A 16416-nucleotide genomic window follows, 5' to 3' on the forward strand; every position below is an offset into this window, starting at 1 on the left:
AAGCACCATATATCATCCATCAATGAGATTTTTGAATGTTAAGACATGTAAATATACCATTTTTAAGCAAGAAAAATGTAGGAGGAAGAGAAAGTGAAAATTAGAAAGTCGTCTATTTTACTAGTACTCAGTTTAGGTTTGTTATTAAGCGGTTGTACTTCCCCTAGAGAAGAATCTGTAACTGAACAGAAAAAGGAAAAGATTGTTGCAGGTGTAACAATCAGCAAAAATAACCAAGCCATCGTCGAATGGAAATCCGGAGAAATAAAACCGCGCGAACGTGTGGAGCCCTCTTTCGGCGTTTCTGGCAAAATTACTACGATCAATGTACATGAAGGGCAATATGTGAAAAAAGGAACGCTCTTAGCAACTATTGACGCAGGGGTTTATGCTACTGCTAGTCAAGCAGCGAATACAGCGATTGGCGAAGCTATAGCTCGCAGGGAACGGTTATTAAAAGGGGCTGACGATGAATCACGTAAACAACAAAAAATACGCATACAATCAGCTGAACGAAATCTAACCGAAGCTCAAACAAATCTAAACAAAATGAATCGGTTGTACGCGGCCGATGCGATTTCAAAAGATACCCTAACGAGTGCCGAGAATGCCCTAAAAACCGCCGAAGAAGCGTTTCGTACTGAACAATTAACATGGGATAAATTAGTCAAGGCACCTGAACAAGAAGCTTTAGCAGGCATCGACTCGAATATTGCCCAGGCACGTAATAGTTCCGCTCAAGCTTCTAACGGTTTAACTGGAACTAAGATTATCGCCCCTTTTGATGGCACTATATCGGACGTATGGGGTGTCGAGGGTGACCAAGCGGTAGCAGGCTCGCGAGTACTCGAACTCGTTGATTTAGGGGAACTCAAGGTAACCGTTGCTGTTGAAACGGGCATTCGCAAGACTCTATCAGCTGGAGCAAAAGTAATCGTAAAAGATGAAGATGGAAAAGAGCGTGAAGGACGCATTCATTTTATCTCTCCAATGCCGAACCAATCAACAGGGAAATATGAAGTAGAAGTTCGCATATCAAATGGAACTGCTACAAGTGCAACAGCATGGCTAGGAGGACGTGTAGCAAAAGTAGGTTTACCTCGACACACCGAAGGAGGTTACCTGATCGGAATTGAGAGCGTTGGAATTGGTGAAGGTGGCAACTGGGTTTTGGTCATCAAAGACGGAAAGCTTGAGCAACGTAAAGTTACCACAGGAGAAACCTTTGGCGACGTTATTGAAGTTACGAAAGGTTTAAGAGAAGGGGAACGTGTAGTGAAATCAGGGGTCTCCTTCTTACTCCCCGGTGAAAAAGTCAGAGAGGTAAATGCAAATGAATAAAATAATAGAAGGTTTATTAAAGCGAAAGCTGATTATTTTCCTACTAACTTTCTTTATCATTGCGGCAGGATTAGGGTCGGTAATTTCCTTTAACAGGGAACTCCTGCCGAAGTATGATAAATCTATTGTCAAGGTGAGGGGTTACGGTGGAGGATTACCCCCTGAGGAGATTGAAGAAAGGGTTACAAAGCCGATTGAAAAAGAACTGGCAGGAATGAATGCAATTAAGGAATTCTCCTCAGAAACGGGTACAGGACAGGTACAGATCACAATCGTTGCTTATTCGGGTAAAGGAAATGAAGCGAAGGACGAGGTTACAGGTATTGTAAACCGATTACGAGCGGGTTTCCCTAAGGATATGGAGGATGTAACCGTTGAAGTGGCGGGTAACGAAGATAGTGAATTCTTGATGGCAGTTGCCCTCTCAGGAAACGAGCTAAGCACCCTGTATAATTTAGCGAATACTGCAATTAAAGATCGACTAGAAGGTGTTGAAGGGGTCAAAAAGATAGATATCAATAAATCTAATCTATCGAATAAAATTCAAATTACCTTGGACGCTAATAAGCTAGAGGTCTATGGACTAACCCCTGCAAGTGTAAGTGAACGCCTAAAAAACTTAAATCGAAACGGAGCTTTAGGAACCTTAACGAATGATAGTTTTAAGACAGTCATCGAAGTTGATAGTTCACTTCATTCCGTTCAGTCCCTGAAGAACGCTTTGATTGAAACCAAGGTAGGTACCGTTGCACTTGGAGAGTTAGGAACAATTGAGGATTTATGAGGAAAAGGTGACGAAAACACCTCGATTTTCCGATATAACGGGAAACCTTTCATTAACGTGATGATAAAGAAAACGGAAGGAACCGACGTCATTGACGCTGTTCATAGATTGGAAACGGAAATTGAAAAGATCAACGAAGAGGCAGAGGGAAAGTACAAGTTAACCGTTCGGGTTGAAGCAGCATCTTTTGTAGAACATGCGGTTAACAATTTAAGTCGGGATGTGATGATTGGGGGAGCCTTGGCGATCGCGATTATGTTCCTATTTTTACGGAATTGGCGAGTAACATTAGTGATCTCGACAACCTTACCGCTTTCCGTCCTGATTACGTTTATTGGTATGCGTATGTTAGGTTACAGTATAAACATGGTTACTTTGATTTCCCTATCCCTTTCCGTCGGGTTAATTGTCGATGCAGCGATTGTCGTACTAGAAAGCATCTACGATTTCCGCGAAAAGGGAATGGATTTAATTGAGTCGATTAAGCGAGGAACGAAGGAAGTACTTAAATCAGTATTGACCTCTCAGTTAACCATTATTATTGTGTTCCTTCCGTTGATTTTCGGCAATTTAGGAGGGGAAGAATTACAACCTGTTATGGCAACAATTGCTTTTGTCGTAACAACCTCCATCATTGCTTCTACCGTTGCAGCTTTAGTATTCGTACCCGTTTTCTCGGAGAGATTCTTACGTAAAGATAAGAAGGTAAACTTAGAAGGAAAAGAGCCCTGGGTCGTTACTTTTTTTGCCAAGATTTTAGCGGTTGCGCTGAGACATCGTTGGAAAACGGTTCTCGTGGCAATAGGATTGTTCGCGGTAACGATTGTCCTATCGGGAATGGTTAAAATGACTTCGATCAATGGTATCGATGAAACCCGAGTTTATGCTCAGGTATTCATGCAAAAGGGCTCTTCGCGTGACTTTAGTGACCGAGCATCACAAACAATTGAAGAAGGTTTAAAAAAGGTAACAGATGTCAAAGAGGTTTTTGCAGAGGTTTACAAAGATCGAATGGTCTATAATATTAGATTGCTGAAAAAGAGTGAGCAAATAAGACCGCAGGAAGAGGTCGTCAAGGATATTGAGGCAACTTTAAAAAGTGGACTTGGAGTCGATCGCGTAACTGTAGGTTTTGGACAAGGGGAAGTAACGCCAGTAGAAATTCAAATTCGCGGTACGGATATGAAAGTTTTACGTGATCTTGAAGAACAAACGGCAAAAGCCCTCATGTCCATCGACGGGGTTAAGAATCCTCGTAGTGACTTCGGACATTCCTCAGAGAAGTTAACCTTAAAACCTAACATGGAAACTTTGGCGGATTATGGAGTTAGTGAAGATTGGCTAAAGCGTGAACTTGGAGGTTACTTAGCAGAATCAGTGATAACCAAGATGGATATTGAAGGTATTGAACTTGACGTAACTGCACGCTCAAATAGAAACGACTTAAAACACCCTGAACAACTAAAGAATATTGTCATTGAAACTCCTAAGGGTCAAAAAATAGCATTAGATGCTTTGGTTGACTGGAGCTACAGTAAGAGTTTAGATACGATTAGTCGTAAAGATGGAGAAAGGGTTGTTACCGTGCGAGCAGAGTTATTAGGTACGGATATAGGTACGGTAGCAAAAGCGTGGTTGAAGAAGAGACAGGATATCGCGATACCAAACGGTTATCAAATTAAAACCGCGGGAGACCTTCAAAAGGGCAGCGAAAACATGTCAACAGCGGCTATCATTTTTATCGGTGCTTTAGGCCTAATATACGTGGTGATGGTTGCTCAGTTTAATAGTATTAAACATCCGTTTATTATTCTTCTGACCATTCCCATGGCGCTTGTAGGTGTTGTTGTTGGACTTGTGATAACAGGAAGGGCATTGCATGAGTTAGGGATGGTTGGAATAATAATGTTGATCGGAATTGTCGTTTCCAATGCGATACTCTTAATTGACAGGATCAATCTTTTGAGAGAACGAGAACACTTGCCGTTACATCAAGCCATTATCGAAGGTACCCGTAATCGTATCCGACCAGTATTAATGACAAAGCTAACGGCGATTTTAGGCATGACTCCTTTAGCCTTAGCCTATTCGGAAGGATCAGTCTTGGAAGCCCCGTTAGCTACTGTGGTGGTGTTCGGATTAATTTTCCATACGGTGATTACCTTGGTATTAGTGCCCGTTCTGTACTCTCTGTTTGAAACGAGTATGAGTCCGTGGACTCGTTGGTACACTTGGCTTACACTTAAGAGATCAGGAAAGAAAAAAGGTGCAGTGCGAAAGATGGTAGCGGAAGATCCCATTTTGTCCGAATAAATAAGTATCTGAGGATGAGAATTGAAAGGATGCATCTTCCAAGGGGGGTACGAAACCCCTACTTTCTCTCTGAAGGGGTTATTTTGTTTATTACGTGAACCAAAAGGCTGGAGTAAAAGTTTGATCTTGAACGAATGAAATACCAGCCAACTAATATCGCCCCGCGTGGGCGGTATTTTTTTTTACAATACATGTCAGTTCATATTGAGTTCATAATGCTGGTTTATCTTAACTCAAGGGAATGTTAGCGTAAAAATTTCGTTCAGAGGAGAATAAAAGATGAAGATAGTATTACGTATCGTTGTCTATGTAATGACGTTCGTTATCCTTTTCGGAGGGGTCGGTGCGTTTGGGTATATTCGCTCCAATCAGGGATATTGGATCCCCACTCGGCAAACACCGATGCCTGATTTTCAAGACGTGAGAGTCCCTGAACACCATCCGGAAAAACCTACAGTAGCGGTTATGTTATCCAATCCGACGACAGAAGTATTTGATTTTATGGTTCCGTATGAAATGTTCGCCATGACTAGGGCTTATAACGTCTATGCAGTTGCCCCGGACAAAAATGTGAAGACACTCTCGGGTGGTTTGGATCTGATGCCGCACTATTCTTTTGATGAACTGGACCGCTTATTAGGAAAAAGTCCCGACCTTATTGTGATACCGGCCATGCCTAGGGTTGACGAAGCAAAGTATAAACCTGTTCGGGAATGGATACAAAAACATGCTGATACGAAGTTGTTAAGCATTTGCGCTGGAGGGGTGAATCTCGCCGATACAGGTTTATTAAAAGGGAAAGAAGCAACCACGGACTGGAAAAGTTTTGATTATCATGAAATCAATAAATATCCTGAAACAAAATGGAGAAGGGATCTGCGTTATGTTGCAGACGGGAACATCGTCTCTTCAGCAGCGCTCACTTCAGGAATCGATGCTGTCCTCTATGTGATCTCACAGCAATTAGGCGAACCTACAGCGGAGAAAATAGCGAAAGAGATGAATTACCCTTCTTATCATTTCGTAAAAAATCCGAAGGTAGACCCTTATTATCTTGATCACACCGAAGTGATTTTTGCGTTCAACCAAGCATTCCAATGGAACAAAAAAAGCGCAGGGGTGTTGTTGTATAACGGCATGGATGACGGAGCACTTACGACGATTTTTGATACCTATGCTGCTTCTGGAACAACAAAGGTGCACACTATCTCAGACGCCAAGCAGCCTATCGTCACGAAGTATCATCTTAACCTAGTCACCCGATATCAAATGTCGAATGCGCCGAAGCTAGATCGAATGTTTGTTCCGGGAGTGAAGGCGGAGACTTTAGCTGCGGAAGATATCAAGCAGTGGTACGAAAAGGGTAACAACGTGGTGCCTGAGTTCATTCACAGTGGCACCGCGGAAAGATTTATCTTTGATGCTCCGCTTGAAGATTTAGCCAAGCAGGAGGACGTCCTAACCGCTCAATATGGTGCCAAGCGATTGGAATACCGTGCCACCAATCTAAACTTCGAAGGCAAACCGTTTTCCTATGAAGCTTTCGGTATACCAGCTTTGCTTACTTTAGCAGCATTACTTACAGCTTTTTATATTGATAGACGATTCATTCGAAAAGTGAAGAGAGATAGTCAGCCATCAACAGGGAAAATCTAAAATGTTGAGTTGGGGTCCAATCAAATTATCTGAGTCATAGCATAGTTAACAGGTCTCATTGATCTAGGCTATAAGATGATGACGAGGGAAAATAAAATGGGTGCTGCGGCATCCGTTTTTGTTTGTTATACGGACGAGCAGCTTAACACGATAAGCTCAGTATGAATTCAAAGGGTATAAAGGGAAAATTAAATAATTGTGTTAATGATGATAACGCTATGTGTTGACGATGTAAACACAACGATATATGATTAACTTATTCGGATTGTCAGGAGGTATTAGGTAGATGGATGCTAATTTGCACATACGCTTGCCAAAAGAACTAAAAGAACAATTTCAACAGGTCGCGAAGGATAACAATAAAGATAGCTCATCTTTAGTGAGAGACTGGATTTCGAGTTATGTAGCTGAACATCAAAAATCAGATGAAGATTTAGCAGCTGATTTGTATCTAGCAGGATACCAACTTCAACAAGCGTTTGGGGGGAGAGAAAAGGTGAGCAAGGAGTTTGCACAGCGATTGCAAGAGCACTCCTTAACGAATCAAAAGGAATTCACAGATCTAATAATATCAACCTACTTGGATCTTAACTTGACAATTCCTTCCATTGTTTCGAAAACGACCAAAGGTTTCGCTTTTTCGCAAATGTTTTTGTTGGGTTTATTAGGAGATAGGCCAAAAGGAAAAATCTAGGTTATAATGATTCGTTCATTATAGATAAAAGAATGGGATTCGAAAGTTCATTCCGAAAGGGCTGCCACTTGGCAGCCCTTTGTTCAGCTAACGGGTAGTTGTCCAAACAATCCATATCACTGATTATCGGGCAAATTACCTACCCGACCTTCGACAAAAGCTACAGTGGAATCCTTCAAAAACTGGGGTTTATAGATGAGAAAACACACTGATCAATGTTCACTTTCTAAACTCAAAACAAAATAGAAAACGGTAATTTTCCATGACCTCGAGAAAAGAAAGGATATATAAAGAGAATATCAAGACATTCTCTTTTACTAGGTAAGGGATAGTGGAACTCTAGCTTGAATAAGCCGGAGAAAAAAAGTGGGCTATTCGTTAGCAGTTCTTTTGGCTGGATCGTCAAGATCTACATCGAATATGCGCCAGGTCCGATCAGAGCAAGACCAATAGCTACTGCAACGATTACAAAAGGATATTCAATACCGCCTTTATCCGCCCAATAACCATTGGGCAAGTGAACTTTCATAGCTCCTAACATTGCGATAACGATCATCGCTGAACCCAAGGTGAAAAATAACCCTGTAGTGAATAGTAGACCACCGACAAACTCAAGTATCCCAGCTAATGCAGCCATAAAGGCACCGGGTTTGATTCCGACAGATTCCATCCAACCCCCAGTCCCCTTTATTCCATACCCACCAAACCAACCAAATAATTTTTGGCTCCCATGGCCGACAAAGCTTAACCCTAAAACGAGACGAATAATCAATATTCCAAGATCCTCCATAAACTTGCCAACGCCTTTCCTAAGGACATATGAGTCTTGATCAATATCATTTCTTTATTAGATACTGTCCCATAATAAGAGGAGTTTATGTATGTGAGCTTTCAGCGAGTGGAAGGATTTTTATGTTGATAAAGAGCCTGAAGGAACTGCTTTTTTAGCTTCTTTTCTTTTGTGGTCACCGTAGCAGTTTGCAGGCGCTGTTCTAGGTCAGCTAACGGGCAGTTTCACGCATGAATAAAATTATCCCAAGCACAATAAATCGGTTCTTGAATATGATTGTTATATGAAAAAGTCAGTGTGTACATTTGTTGGATTTGTTTTGTCCTAAAGGGTGAAACTTTCGAAATTGTCGTTTACAGTCTCACCTCACACCGATATATACGAGCAATTACTATGTTAGGTGGGAGGAAGAATACATGGATTCCTTTCAAAATGAACATATGCTATCACAAAATTCATCAAATAATGCAGCAAAGAAACAATCAAGTAATCAATCAAAAAATAATGCAGTAAAGAAACAATCAACTAAAAATTCATCAAGTAACGCAAAAAAGAAACAATCAAACAATAAATCATCAGGTAATGCAAAAGAGAAACAGTCAACAAATAGTTCATCCAATTTACATTGCCTGAACGGGAATAATTTAGAACTCATTGTGGCTGTTCTGCTTTTAACTGGTAAGTTACGAGTAGATGCTGTTCAATTGTTTAGACAAGCTACGATGATTGTCAGCTTAACGGGAAAGTACATTACACTAGGCGACTTGAGCAATAATAATGTAGATAACATGCTGAAATTGCTGAACGATAATGGAAATATGACCGTAGATGAGATGATTCAGGGACTTAAAAATAAAATGGATAGTTGATGAGTTTATTTAGCATAGAAAAGGGTGAACTCATAATGATAAATTTTGATGGAGAAGGTTTCTCTGAAATCATATTAATCATTATTTTAGTTGCATTACTATTATTTGGTTCCAAAGATATAGTCGGTCTTTCAGCTCAACCAACAAAACCTTAGAAACCTACACCGACTTATTTTGCGTATGCTAGCCGAATAAAGGCAGTAGTAGTCTAGGACTTTATTTTCACGTCCGAGCCTACCACTGCCTTTTTATTTGAGAGTAGTCACATACAGAATGATCGGGTGGTTATTCTTCACTCCCACCAATGCTTCCTTTCACTGAGTCCAGCGTCCCACAACTCAGCATTCCCGGAAACGGTAATCGTAATTTCGTTTATCTGGTCAAAAGGCATTTCAAACGTATCTGCATCTTGCATATAGAGTTCACTAAACTGAGCGATCAGTTGTCCATCTGCGATAACAGTAACTTCCCCTTTCCTTTCACCATTGTCGGGAATGCCATAATGAGAGTAGAACTTTACGTTTTTTTTGTTCCCCAGGATATAGGTGTATGTTTTGCTCTTTTCACCTTGGCTGCTATACACGTTCATTTTGGGCTCTATTTTCTTGCCTTTTACAGTGAAGCTCGATAGATTTGTAGTCCTCGGTAATCTTCCATTTCTTTCTTTCCAACCATGTAAGGCTTGTATCGGTCCTTCTCTTTTCTCTAGAGCATAATGAACCGTTTCGGATACCACCATGATGCCTATGAGAAGGACACCAATAGAAAGTGCCGAAGCCAGGAGCTTCTTATAAGAAATTTTGGAAGCAAAGCCAACTTTATAGGCGACAAATCCAATCGCTGCACCCAAGGTGTTGGATATGACATCATCCACATCAAAGGAGCCGAGATGGGTGAGGGCTTGTAGTGTTTCCAGAACGAGAATTGCCGATATAAAGAACGTGATGAATTTCACAAAACGAATACGATACAACAAGGGAAAGAGGGTGCCAAAAGGGATAAAAGCGGCAATGTTTCCAAAATCGTATAACCATGAAAATGAGAATTCAGGAAATAAAAGTGGAACAGCCTCGGGAACAAGCATAAATACGTATCCATATACATCGGTTGCATGTTCTACTCTGTTAAAAGCAAAGAACATAAAATACAAAATCAAGCTGATATAGAAAAGGGTCCCTGCAAATAGGGGTTTCCGAATTTTCATTTCCATCATCTAAACGTCTCCTCGTTTACGTGTGGGTACGTACTCCCACTTGCATAGAATCTCTTTTAGAATGACGGAAGCGGATCACAATTGGTAACGCACCATTTCTCGCACTGGAAGGAAGCTGCTGTCTCTCCAGGAAGTAAAAAGTACCCTTGCAAACGACAAGGGTACTGTACGAATCAAACAAAAAGGGTATCAGAACTCGTTACCGCAATCTGGTTATTTGCAGTACCAAAGCCGTTCAGTACCGAATTATGGTGAGCAATGATTTGTTCCGCTTTTAACACATGACTATCGAGTGTTGAATGGCAATCCTCAACGAGTGTGACATCGTACCCTAATGAAATGGCTCGTCTGCTGGTTGTGTCGATACAGTATTCGGTTTGTAAGCCAACGATGACAAGGTGATAGATTTCTCTGGACTCAAGTTCATCTCGTAGGGGTGTATCAAAAAAAGAGTCACATGCGAATTTTTGGATTACAGGTTCATGTTCCTTTGGGGTAATAGCGTGGTGGATTTGCCAGGTTGGCGTCCCAATTTCAAACTCGCCTTCGCTCTCACAATGCTGGATGTAGAAGACTGGGATCTGTAAATCACGGGTTCGGGTAATCAACTTCTCAATCCGTTCAACTAATGCATGACCCTCAAAAGCATGCTCGATCAGGAATTCTTGAACATCTACAATAAGGAGTGCAGTATTTTTACTCAATGGACAACCACCCTTCCGAGATATGTACCCTCAAAAACAGTATAAGAGGACGAGGTTGTACTGAACAGATAGAAAAACGAATGTTTTCAAATTTTTCTAGTAAATGGAACTCGTGTGCTGCGCGAAAAAACCTCCGCAGGACGCGGAGTCGGACAAGGTATAGCACTGGCAATGGCAAAAGAAGGCGCGAATGTCGCCGTTGTCGATATGAATGCAGAAAACGCAGAATCCACAGCGCAACAGCTACGTTGTCGTACAGCTGTCTTCTTGGCTTCTCAAGATTCTGATTACATCACCGGCCAAACCATTATGGTCGATGGCGGCGGGGTCATGCTACGCTAGTTGACGAGCAGGTGCAACTATTACCATAATAAGAATAGTAACGATAAGGCTGTTGGCATCAGGCTGACAGCTTTTTTCGTACCTGTCTTGCTGGAAATTCGAAAAAGGTGTGGATTTCAATTGGAGAACAAGACATACGCCATCAGTGAAATAGCAGGGATGCTTCAAATCACCAAGCGAACGTTGCGGTTTTATGACCAAATCGGCTTGCTGACGCCTTCGCTGTTTTCTTCCGGAGGGCATCGGTTGTACACGAGTGACGATATTGAAAAGCTGTACAAGATCCGCTTGCTCAAAGGGCTGGGGCTGAATCTGAAACAAGTAAAGCTAATCTTTGAAGAGTCCAAGCTGGAGTGGGAGGATCTTTTACGCCAGCAATTGTCCGAAATCGACAAGCAGTTAAAAAAGTACAAGCTCATGCAAGAGATAGTACTCATCGTCCAGCGCTCGATCAAGCTGGAAGGGAAAATGGACTGGGAAAACTTGTTCCGCTATTTGTACTTGCTCTACGAGGATAAAACGGTTGCCCAGCAGCATACTTTACATCATTTTATTACGGAAGATGAGCTCCATTTTTTACGTACTCAACTCCCTCAAATGAAAGAAGATGACCCCCGAACCAATGAGCTGATCGAGCTGTTTTCAGAAATGAAAGCGGACGATGAGCGAGATCCGGCTTCAGCCAAAGCCCAAGTCTGGGCAGAAAAAATCGTAATCGCATCCGACCACATTTTTAAAGGCAGGGAAGAGCTGCGTGAAAAGGTATGGCGCATTCAAAGAGATGCTCCAGAGCTCGCTTTTCAATATCCGATCGACCCTGAGTTGATTGATTTTATCGAAAAGGCATTAACCATTTATCGCGAAAAAAACAAATAATGAAAACATGAAGGTAGCCCATGGAATGGATCCGTGGGTTTTTCGTTTTCCATTTAAAGGAGGTGAGTGGAAGTGCTTTCGCTAGGAAATGCTATCCGTAAATGGGGATATTCCGCATAGGAGTGGAAGCAGCATGCAATGGTACGAACGTCTAAACGATTACTTTCCCGAGCACGAGATGAAGGATATCGGTCAGTTTCATGCTTTGATTGAGGATAAAGATGTTTATCACAAAGAAGAAACAGAGGATTATCTTTTGCTGTATGCTGAATTTCCCACCTTTCTCTTCATCGATTATTTGCTCATCCACCCGGATACGAGAGGAAAAGGTGTAGGGACACAAGTATTGACTCAGCTAAAGAAAAAAGGAAAAACCATCTTGCTGGAAGTAGAACCTGTCGATCGAGAGGACGAAGATACCGTGAAAAGGGCCAATTTTTACCTGAAAAATGGATTCGTAAAAGCTGATCGGATTCAATACCGCAGAGAAGATCACCAAGGGGAAACGTATGAGATGAAGGTCTACTACTGGAGCCCTGAAAAGGATGAGCCACAAGAGAGAATCCTGGATAAAATGGCCAAAGCTTGCGAGGAAATTCATAATTTTCGATCCCACCGCTTTTATGGTAGGGAAGTCGCGAATCCGGATGAAGTGTTGACGCTGAAGCAATGAATGATGCAGGCGAATAGCCATGGAGGAGATGCGTTATCCCATTGGTCCGTTCAAACGGCAGGATTCGTATGATGAGGAGACAAGGGCAGGTTGTCCATCATTTGGCGGACGCAAATATCATTTAGACTGATTAATAAAGTATTAGACTAAATAATAAAGTTGTAGACTGGTGGCCACGTTAAACTAACGGGCAGCATTAGTTCAATAAGAACCCAACGCAACTTCAGGATTTCCTTATGCTGCATAGAACCGCAAGTTGACTATGCAGTAACGGAGTCGGCTTGAACTAGGTTTTTTGATGTGACAAATGGTAGTGGAAAATCAAAAAAGAACCTGGGCAGTTTTGCCAGGTTCTTTTATATTGCACATAAACAGACACGATGATATAATCAGATCACGACTGTTTCGATTTATATGGTCAAAATTATCGCATCTTACACTTTAAATGTACCATGCCGGCAAACCCTTGTCAAATGTTTTTTCTTAATTTAATGGTTAGGAGAGATGTTGAATGAGTTCTTTAGTTCTCGGTTTTCAGGAAATGGAAAAAACGCAGTTGTTGGTCGTGGGCGGAAAAGGGTTACATTTAGGGGAATTATCAAAAATTCAAGGAATACAAGTACCAGAAGGATTTTGTGTTACAACAGTGGGATATCAAAGAGCCATCGAACAAATCGAAACGTATCATGCTTTGTTGGATCGACTAACCATGCTAAAAGTAGAAGATCGAGATCAAATAGGTGAAATCAGCAGGAAGATTAGACAAATCATTATGGAAGTAGAAATTCCTTCCGATGTTGTGAAAGCAGTTACTCACTATCTCTCCCAGTTTGGAGAGGAACATGCTTATGCAGTGCGTTCTAGTGCGACTGCTGAAGATTTACCACATGCCTCCTTTGCTGGTCAACAAGACACCTATTTAAATATCGTCGGCGTCGATTCCATCTTGCAGCATATCAGCAAATGTTGGGCTTCCCTGTTTACGGATCGCGCGGTAATCTACCGTATGCAAAATGGATTTGACCACAGTCAAGTTTATTTATCCGTTATCGTTCAAAGGATGGTTTTCCCACAGGTTTCAGGGATTTTATTTACCGCTGATCCAATTACATCTAACCGGAAGTTGCTATCCATCGATGCCAGTTTTGGACTTGGAGAAGCACTGGTCTCTGGCTTGGTATCTGCTGATTGTTATAAAGTACAGGAGGGGCAAATCGTCGATAAGAGGATAGCAACCAAAAAATTGGCTATCTATGGACGAAAAGAAGGCGGAACAGAGACAAAGCAGATCGATCCTGATCAGCAAAAGACGCAAACACTTACTGAACAACAAATTTTACAATTAGCAAGCATCGGAAGACAGATCGAAGCTTATTTTGGTTGCCCACAAGATATCGAATGGTGCTTGGCTGATGATACTTTTTATATTGTCCAGAGTCGTCCAATCACGACTTTATATCCCATCCCTGAAGCGAATGATCAAGAAAATCACGTCTATGTATCTGTTGGCCATCAACAAATGATGACCGACCCCATGAAACCATTGGGATTGTCTTTTTTCCTGTTAACGACTCCTGCACCCATGCGTAAAGCTGGTGGAAGGTTGTTTGTTGATGTTACACATCAACTGGCTTCACCTGTCAGTAGAAACATTTTATTAAATGCTATGGGACAACACGATCCGCTCATGAAAGACGCACTTATGAACATCATTGGGCGTGGAGATTATATAAAGTCGTTACCAAATGATAATAAAGCACCGAGTCCCACTAGAGGCAATACAGATATGCTGGCACAAATCGAAAACAATCCATCAATCGTTTCTGATTTGATTAAGCGTAGTCAAACATCGATTGAAGAGTTAAAACAAAACATCCAAACGAAAACAGGAATAGATTTATTTGATTTTATTCTAGAAGATATTCAGGAGTTAAAGAAGATTTTATTTGACCCACAAAGTTCAGCTGTATTTATGGCTGCTATGGATGCTTCATCATGGATCAATGAAAAAATGAACAAGTGGTTGGGTGAAAAAAACGCAGCAGATACGCTTTCTCAATCTGTACCAAACAATATTACTTCGGAAATGGGTCTGGCGCTAATGGAAGTCGCAGATGTGATTCGTCCTTATCCAGAAGTAATTTCTTATTTACAGCATGTAAAAGATGATAACTTTTTGGATGAACTGGTTACGTTTGAAGGCGGACAGGAAACGCAAGACGCTATCTATGCTTATCTCCATAAATACGGAATGCGGTGTGCCGGAGAAATCGATATTACGAGAACTCGTTGGAGCGAAAAACCAATTACACTTGTTCCACTGATAATAGGTAACATCAAAAACTTTGAGCCGAATGCTGGCAATTGGAAATTTGAGCAAGGGCGACAGGAAGCTTTGGAAAAAGAACAAGAGTTATTAGATCGATTGAAGCAATTACCGGATGGTGAACAACAAGCTAAAGAAACAAAACGAATGATCGACCTAATCCGGAATTTCATCGGCTATCGTGAATATCCAAAATACGGCATGGTTCATCGCTACTTCGTTTATAAGCAGGCTTTACTGAAAGAAGCCGAACAACTCGTGCAAGCTAGCATTATTCATGAAAGAGAAGATATCTACTATCTGACTTTTGAAGAACTTCACGAAGTCGTACGCACAAACGAATTTGATTATCAGATCATCAGCAAACGAAAAGACGATTACAAATTTTTTGAAAAACTAACTCCCCCACGTGTAATCACGTCTGATGGTGAAATCATTGCAGGTGAGTACAAACGAGAAAATCTGCCAGCCAAAGCGATTGTAGGTCTACCTGTTTCTTCCGGAGTTATAGAGGGCCGAGCACGTGTCATCTTAAACATGGAAGATGCTGATCTAGAAGATGGAGATATATTAGTCACCTCCTTTACTGACCCTGGATGGACACCATTGTTTGTATCCATAAAAGGTCTAGTCACCGAAGTTGGTGGACTGATGACCCATGGAGCAGTTATCGCGCGTGAATATGGCTTACCAGCAGTTGTCGGAGTGGAGAATGCCACCAAGCTGATAAAAGACGGGCAACGAATTCGCGTGCATGGAACAGAAGGGTATATCGAAATATTGTGATGGCTGAATACGTCAAGTAAGAGCCTCTGTCATCATGGACGGCATTAAATACAATCTGACATGGATAAAAGTGCGGTTACCCTGTTCATTCTTTTATCTACTTTGAGCAGAGATAAGGACACTTAGTGGAATGATAAGGAGAAGAGAGACTAGTTAGCAATTGCAATGTATACGCAAGATGGAAAAGCCTCCTATCTCGCTGTTTTACCCCATATCTTTCCGTTCCCATAAAAAATAGCCCCACCTATTACTCGTGGGGCTAACCTATCCCAATTAGGTACAATTATCTCAACGTTTTCAGTGCACCGCTCCAAGCAATCAATTGATCCAGCATGGCATGGACGTTTGTCTGGTGAAGATCAGATGGCTTGAATACCGAAAAGTTCTCGAAATCGGTAAATAAAGATAAGGTAGGATGAGTTCGGACGTCCGCGACTAACAGCTCACCCAGAATCCCCCGCAGATGTTCAGCCGCTCTTGCTCCGCCTGTAGACCCGTAGCTCACAATTCCGGCAGCTTTGTTATTCCAAGGATCACGCGCCGAGTCCAAGGCGTTTTTCAAAGCTCCTGTAATGCTGTGATTATATTCCTGCACAATAAATACGAATCCGTCCAGGCTTTCAATTTTCGCTTGCCACGCTGCAAGTCCCGACTCTTGCCCAGTTCCTTCGCCAAAGAAAGGCAATTTGTATGCTGAAATATCAACCACTTCATACTCGGCATCCCCGCGTCCATCAGCCGTTTGCTTGACCCATTCCCCAACTTGCGGGCTGACGCGCCCCTGACGAGTACTTCCCAGAATAATACCTATGTTCAGCTTTTCGTTAGCCATCTCTATACCTCCAGAAATAAAGTTATTAACTCACTTAATGTTACTTTCGCTTTGGCACTTTTAGAATGACTCCTTAAAAATTCTTTATCCTCAGAATGTATATATGCGCATGCTAATTCCTGTTAATTCCAACGGACTGTATCATGGTAATGTGGAGCATTGAATGAATGGTACGTGGAAGCGAAACAGGCGACGGATGAACGAAATAAAAACCCGA

The 16416-nt window shown here is 41.7% G+C and carries 11 protein-coding genes and 3 pseudogenes; 10 read left to right on the forward strand and 4 right to left on the reverse strand.

What is annotated here, in order from left to right; all coding sequences use genetic code 11:
• Positions 1-93 precede the first annotated feature (93 nt).
• The 4 genes and pseudogenes from AN963_RS21205 to AN963_RS21225 all read left to right on the forward strand — a co-directional run bounded on the left by AN963_RS21205 (position 94) and on the right by AN963_RS21225 (position 6788).
• Positions 94-1341 carry an efflux RND transporter periplasmic adaptor subunit gene (locus tag AN963_RS21205; protein ID WP_055746556.1) on the forward strand — a complete coding sequence of 416 codons (1248 nt, stop codon included), beginning with the start codon at positions 94-96 and terminating at the stop codon, positions 1339-1341.
• Positions 1334-4438: pseudogene (locus AN963_RS21215) on the forward strand (efflux RND transporter permease subunit). Before AN963_RS21205 ends, AN963_RS21215 begins: the two are co-directional and overlap by 8 nt.
• A gap of 279 nt (positions 4439-4717) precedes the next feature.
• Entirely contained in the window at positions 4718-6094 is a 1377-nt protein-coding gene (locus tag AN963_RS21220) for a DJ-1/PfpI family protein (protein WP_055746559.1), read from the forward strand.
• 286 nt (positions 6095-6380) lie between these two features.
• Positions 6381-6788, forward strand: coding sequence for a ribbon-helix-helix domain-containing protein (locus tag AN963_RS21225; RefSeq protein WP_055746560.1), 408 nt, complete (start codon positions 6381-6383; stop codon positions 6786-6788).
• A 409-nt stretch (positions 6789-7197) separates the two neighbouring features.
• Here the strand turns inward: AN963_RS21225 and AN963_RS21230 are convergent, their stop codons facing one another.
• Positions 7198-7578, reverse strand: a complete 381-nt coding sequence (locus AN963_RS21230; RefSeq protein WP_055746561.1) for a DoxX family protein — start codon at positions 7576-7578, stop codon at positions 7198-7200.
• 416 nt (positions 7579-7994) lie between these two features.
• Here AN963_RS21230 and AN963_RS21235 point away from each other — a divergent pair, with 416 nt between their 5' ends.
• Positions 7995-8447, forward strand: a complete 453-nt coding sequence (locus AN963_RS21235) for a hypothetical protein (protein ID WP_055746562.1) — start codon at positions 7995-7997, stop codon at positions 8445-8447.
• Positions 8448-8739: 292 nt separating this feature from the next.
• Here the strand turns inward: AN963_RS21235 and AN963_RS21240 are convergent, their stop codons facing one another.
• The gene (locus AN963_RS21240) at positions 8740-9660 is read right to left on the reverse strand and encodes a VanZ family protein (RefSeq protein ID WP_236708049.1); all 921 of its coding nucleotides are present in this window, start codon (positions 9658-9660) and stop codon (positions 8740-8742) included.
• 173 nt (positions 9661-9833) lie between these two features.
• The gene (locus AN963_RS21245; RefSeq protein ID WP_055746563.1) at positions 9834-10364 is read right to left on the reverse strand and encodes a cysteine hydrolase family protein; all 531 of its coding nucleotides are present in this window, start codon (positions 10362-10364) and stop codon (positions 9834-9836) included.
• A gap of 114 nt (positions 10365-10478) precedes the next feature.
• Between AN963_RS21245 and AN963_RS32295 the strand changes: the two are divergent.
• From AN963_RS32295 to ppsA, 5 genes and pseudogenes are all read left to right on the forward strand, one after another.
• A pseudogene (locus tag AN963_RS32295) lies at positions 10479-10607 on the forward strand (hypothetical protein); the annotation flags it as partial.
• 9 nt (positions 10608-10616) lie between these two features.
• Positions 10617-10706: pseudogene (locus AN963_RS32080) on the forward strand (SDR family oxidoreductase); the annotation flags it as partial.
• Between the two features lie 120 nt (positions 10707-10826).
• Positions 10827-11582 carry a MerR family transcriptional regulator gene (locus AN963_RS21255; RefSeq protein ID WP_055746565.1) on the forward strand — a complete coding sequence of 252 codons (756 nt, stop codon included), beginning with the start codon at positions 10827-10829 and terminating at the stop codon, positions 11580-11582.
• 133 nt (positions 11583-11715) lie between these two features.
• Positions 11716-12255: a GNAT family N-acetyltransferase gene (locus AN963_RS21260; protein ID WP_055746566.1), complete on the forward strand. Its 540-nt coding sequence runs from the start codon at positions 11716-11718 to the stop codon at positions 12253-12255.
• Positions 12256-12766: 511 nt separating this feature from the next.
• Positions 12767-15367: a phosphoenolpyruvate synthase gene (gene ppsA / locus AN963_RS21265; RefSeq protein WP_055746567.1), complete on the forward strand. Its 2601-nt coding sequence runs from the start codon at positions 12767-12769 to the stop codon at positions 15365-15367.
• Between the two features lie 283 nt (positions 15368-15650).
• Here ppsA and AN963_RS21270 read toward each other — a convergent pair whose 3' ends face one another.
• Complete coding sequence (locus AN963_RS21270) at positions 15651-16199, reverse strand: NADPH-dependent FMN reductase (protein WP_055746568.1); 549 nt, start codon at positions 16197-16199, stop codon at positions 15651-15653.
• Between the last annotated feature and the right edge of the window lie 217 nt (positions 16200-16416).

Origin of the sequence: Brevibacillus choshinensis (assembly GCF_001420695.1) — a bacterium.
GTDB classification, from domain to species: Bacteria; Bacillota; Bacilli; order Brevibacillales; family Brevibacillaceae; genus Brevibacillus; species Brevibacillus choshinensis.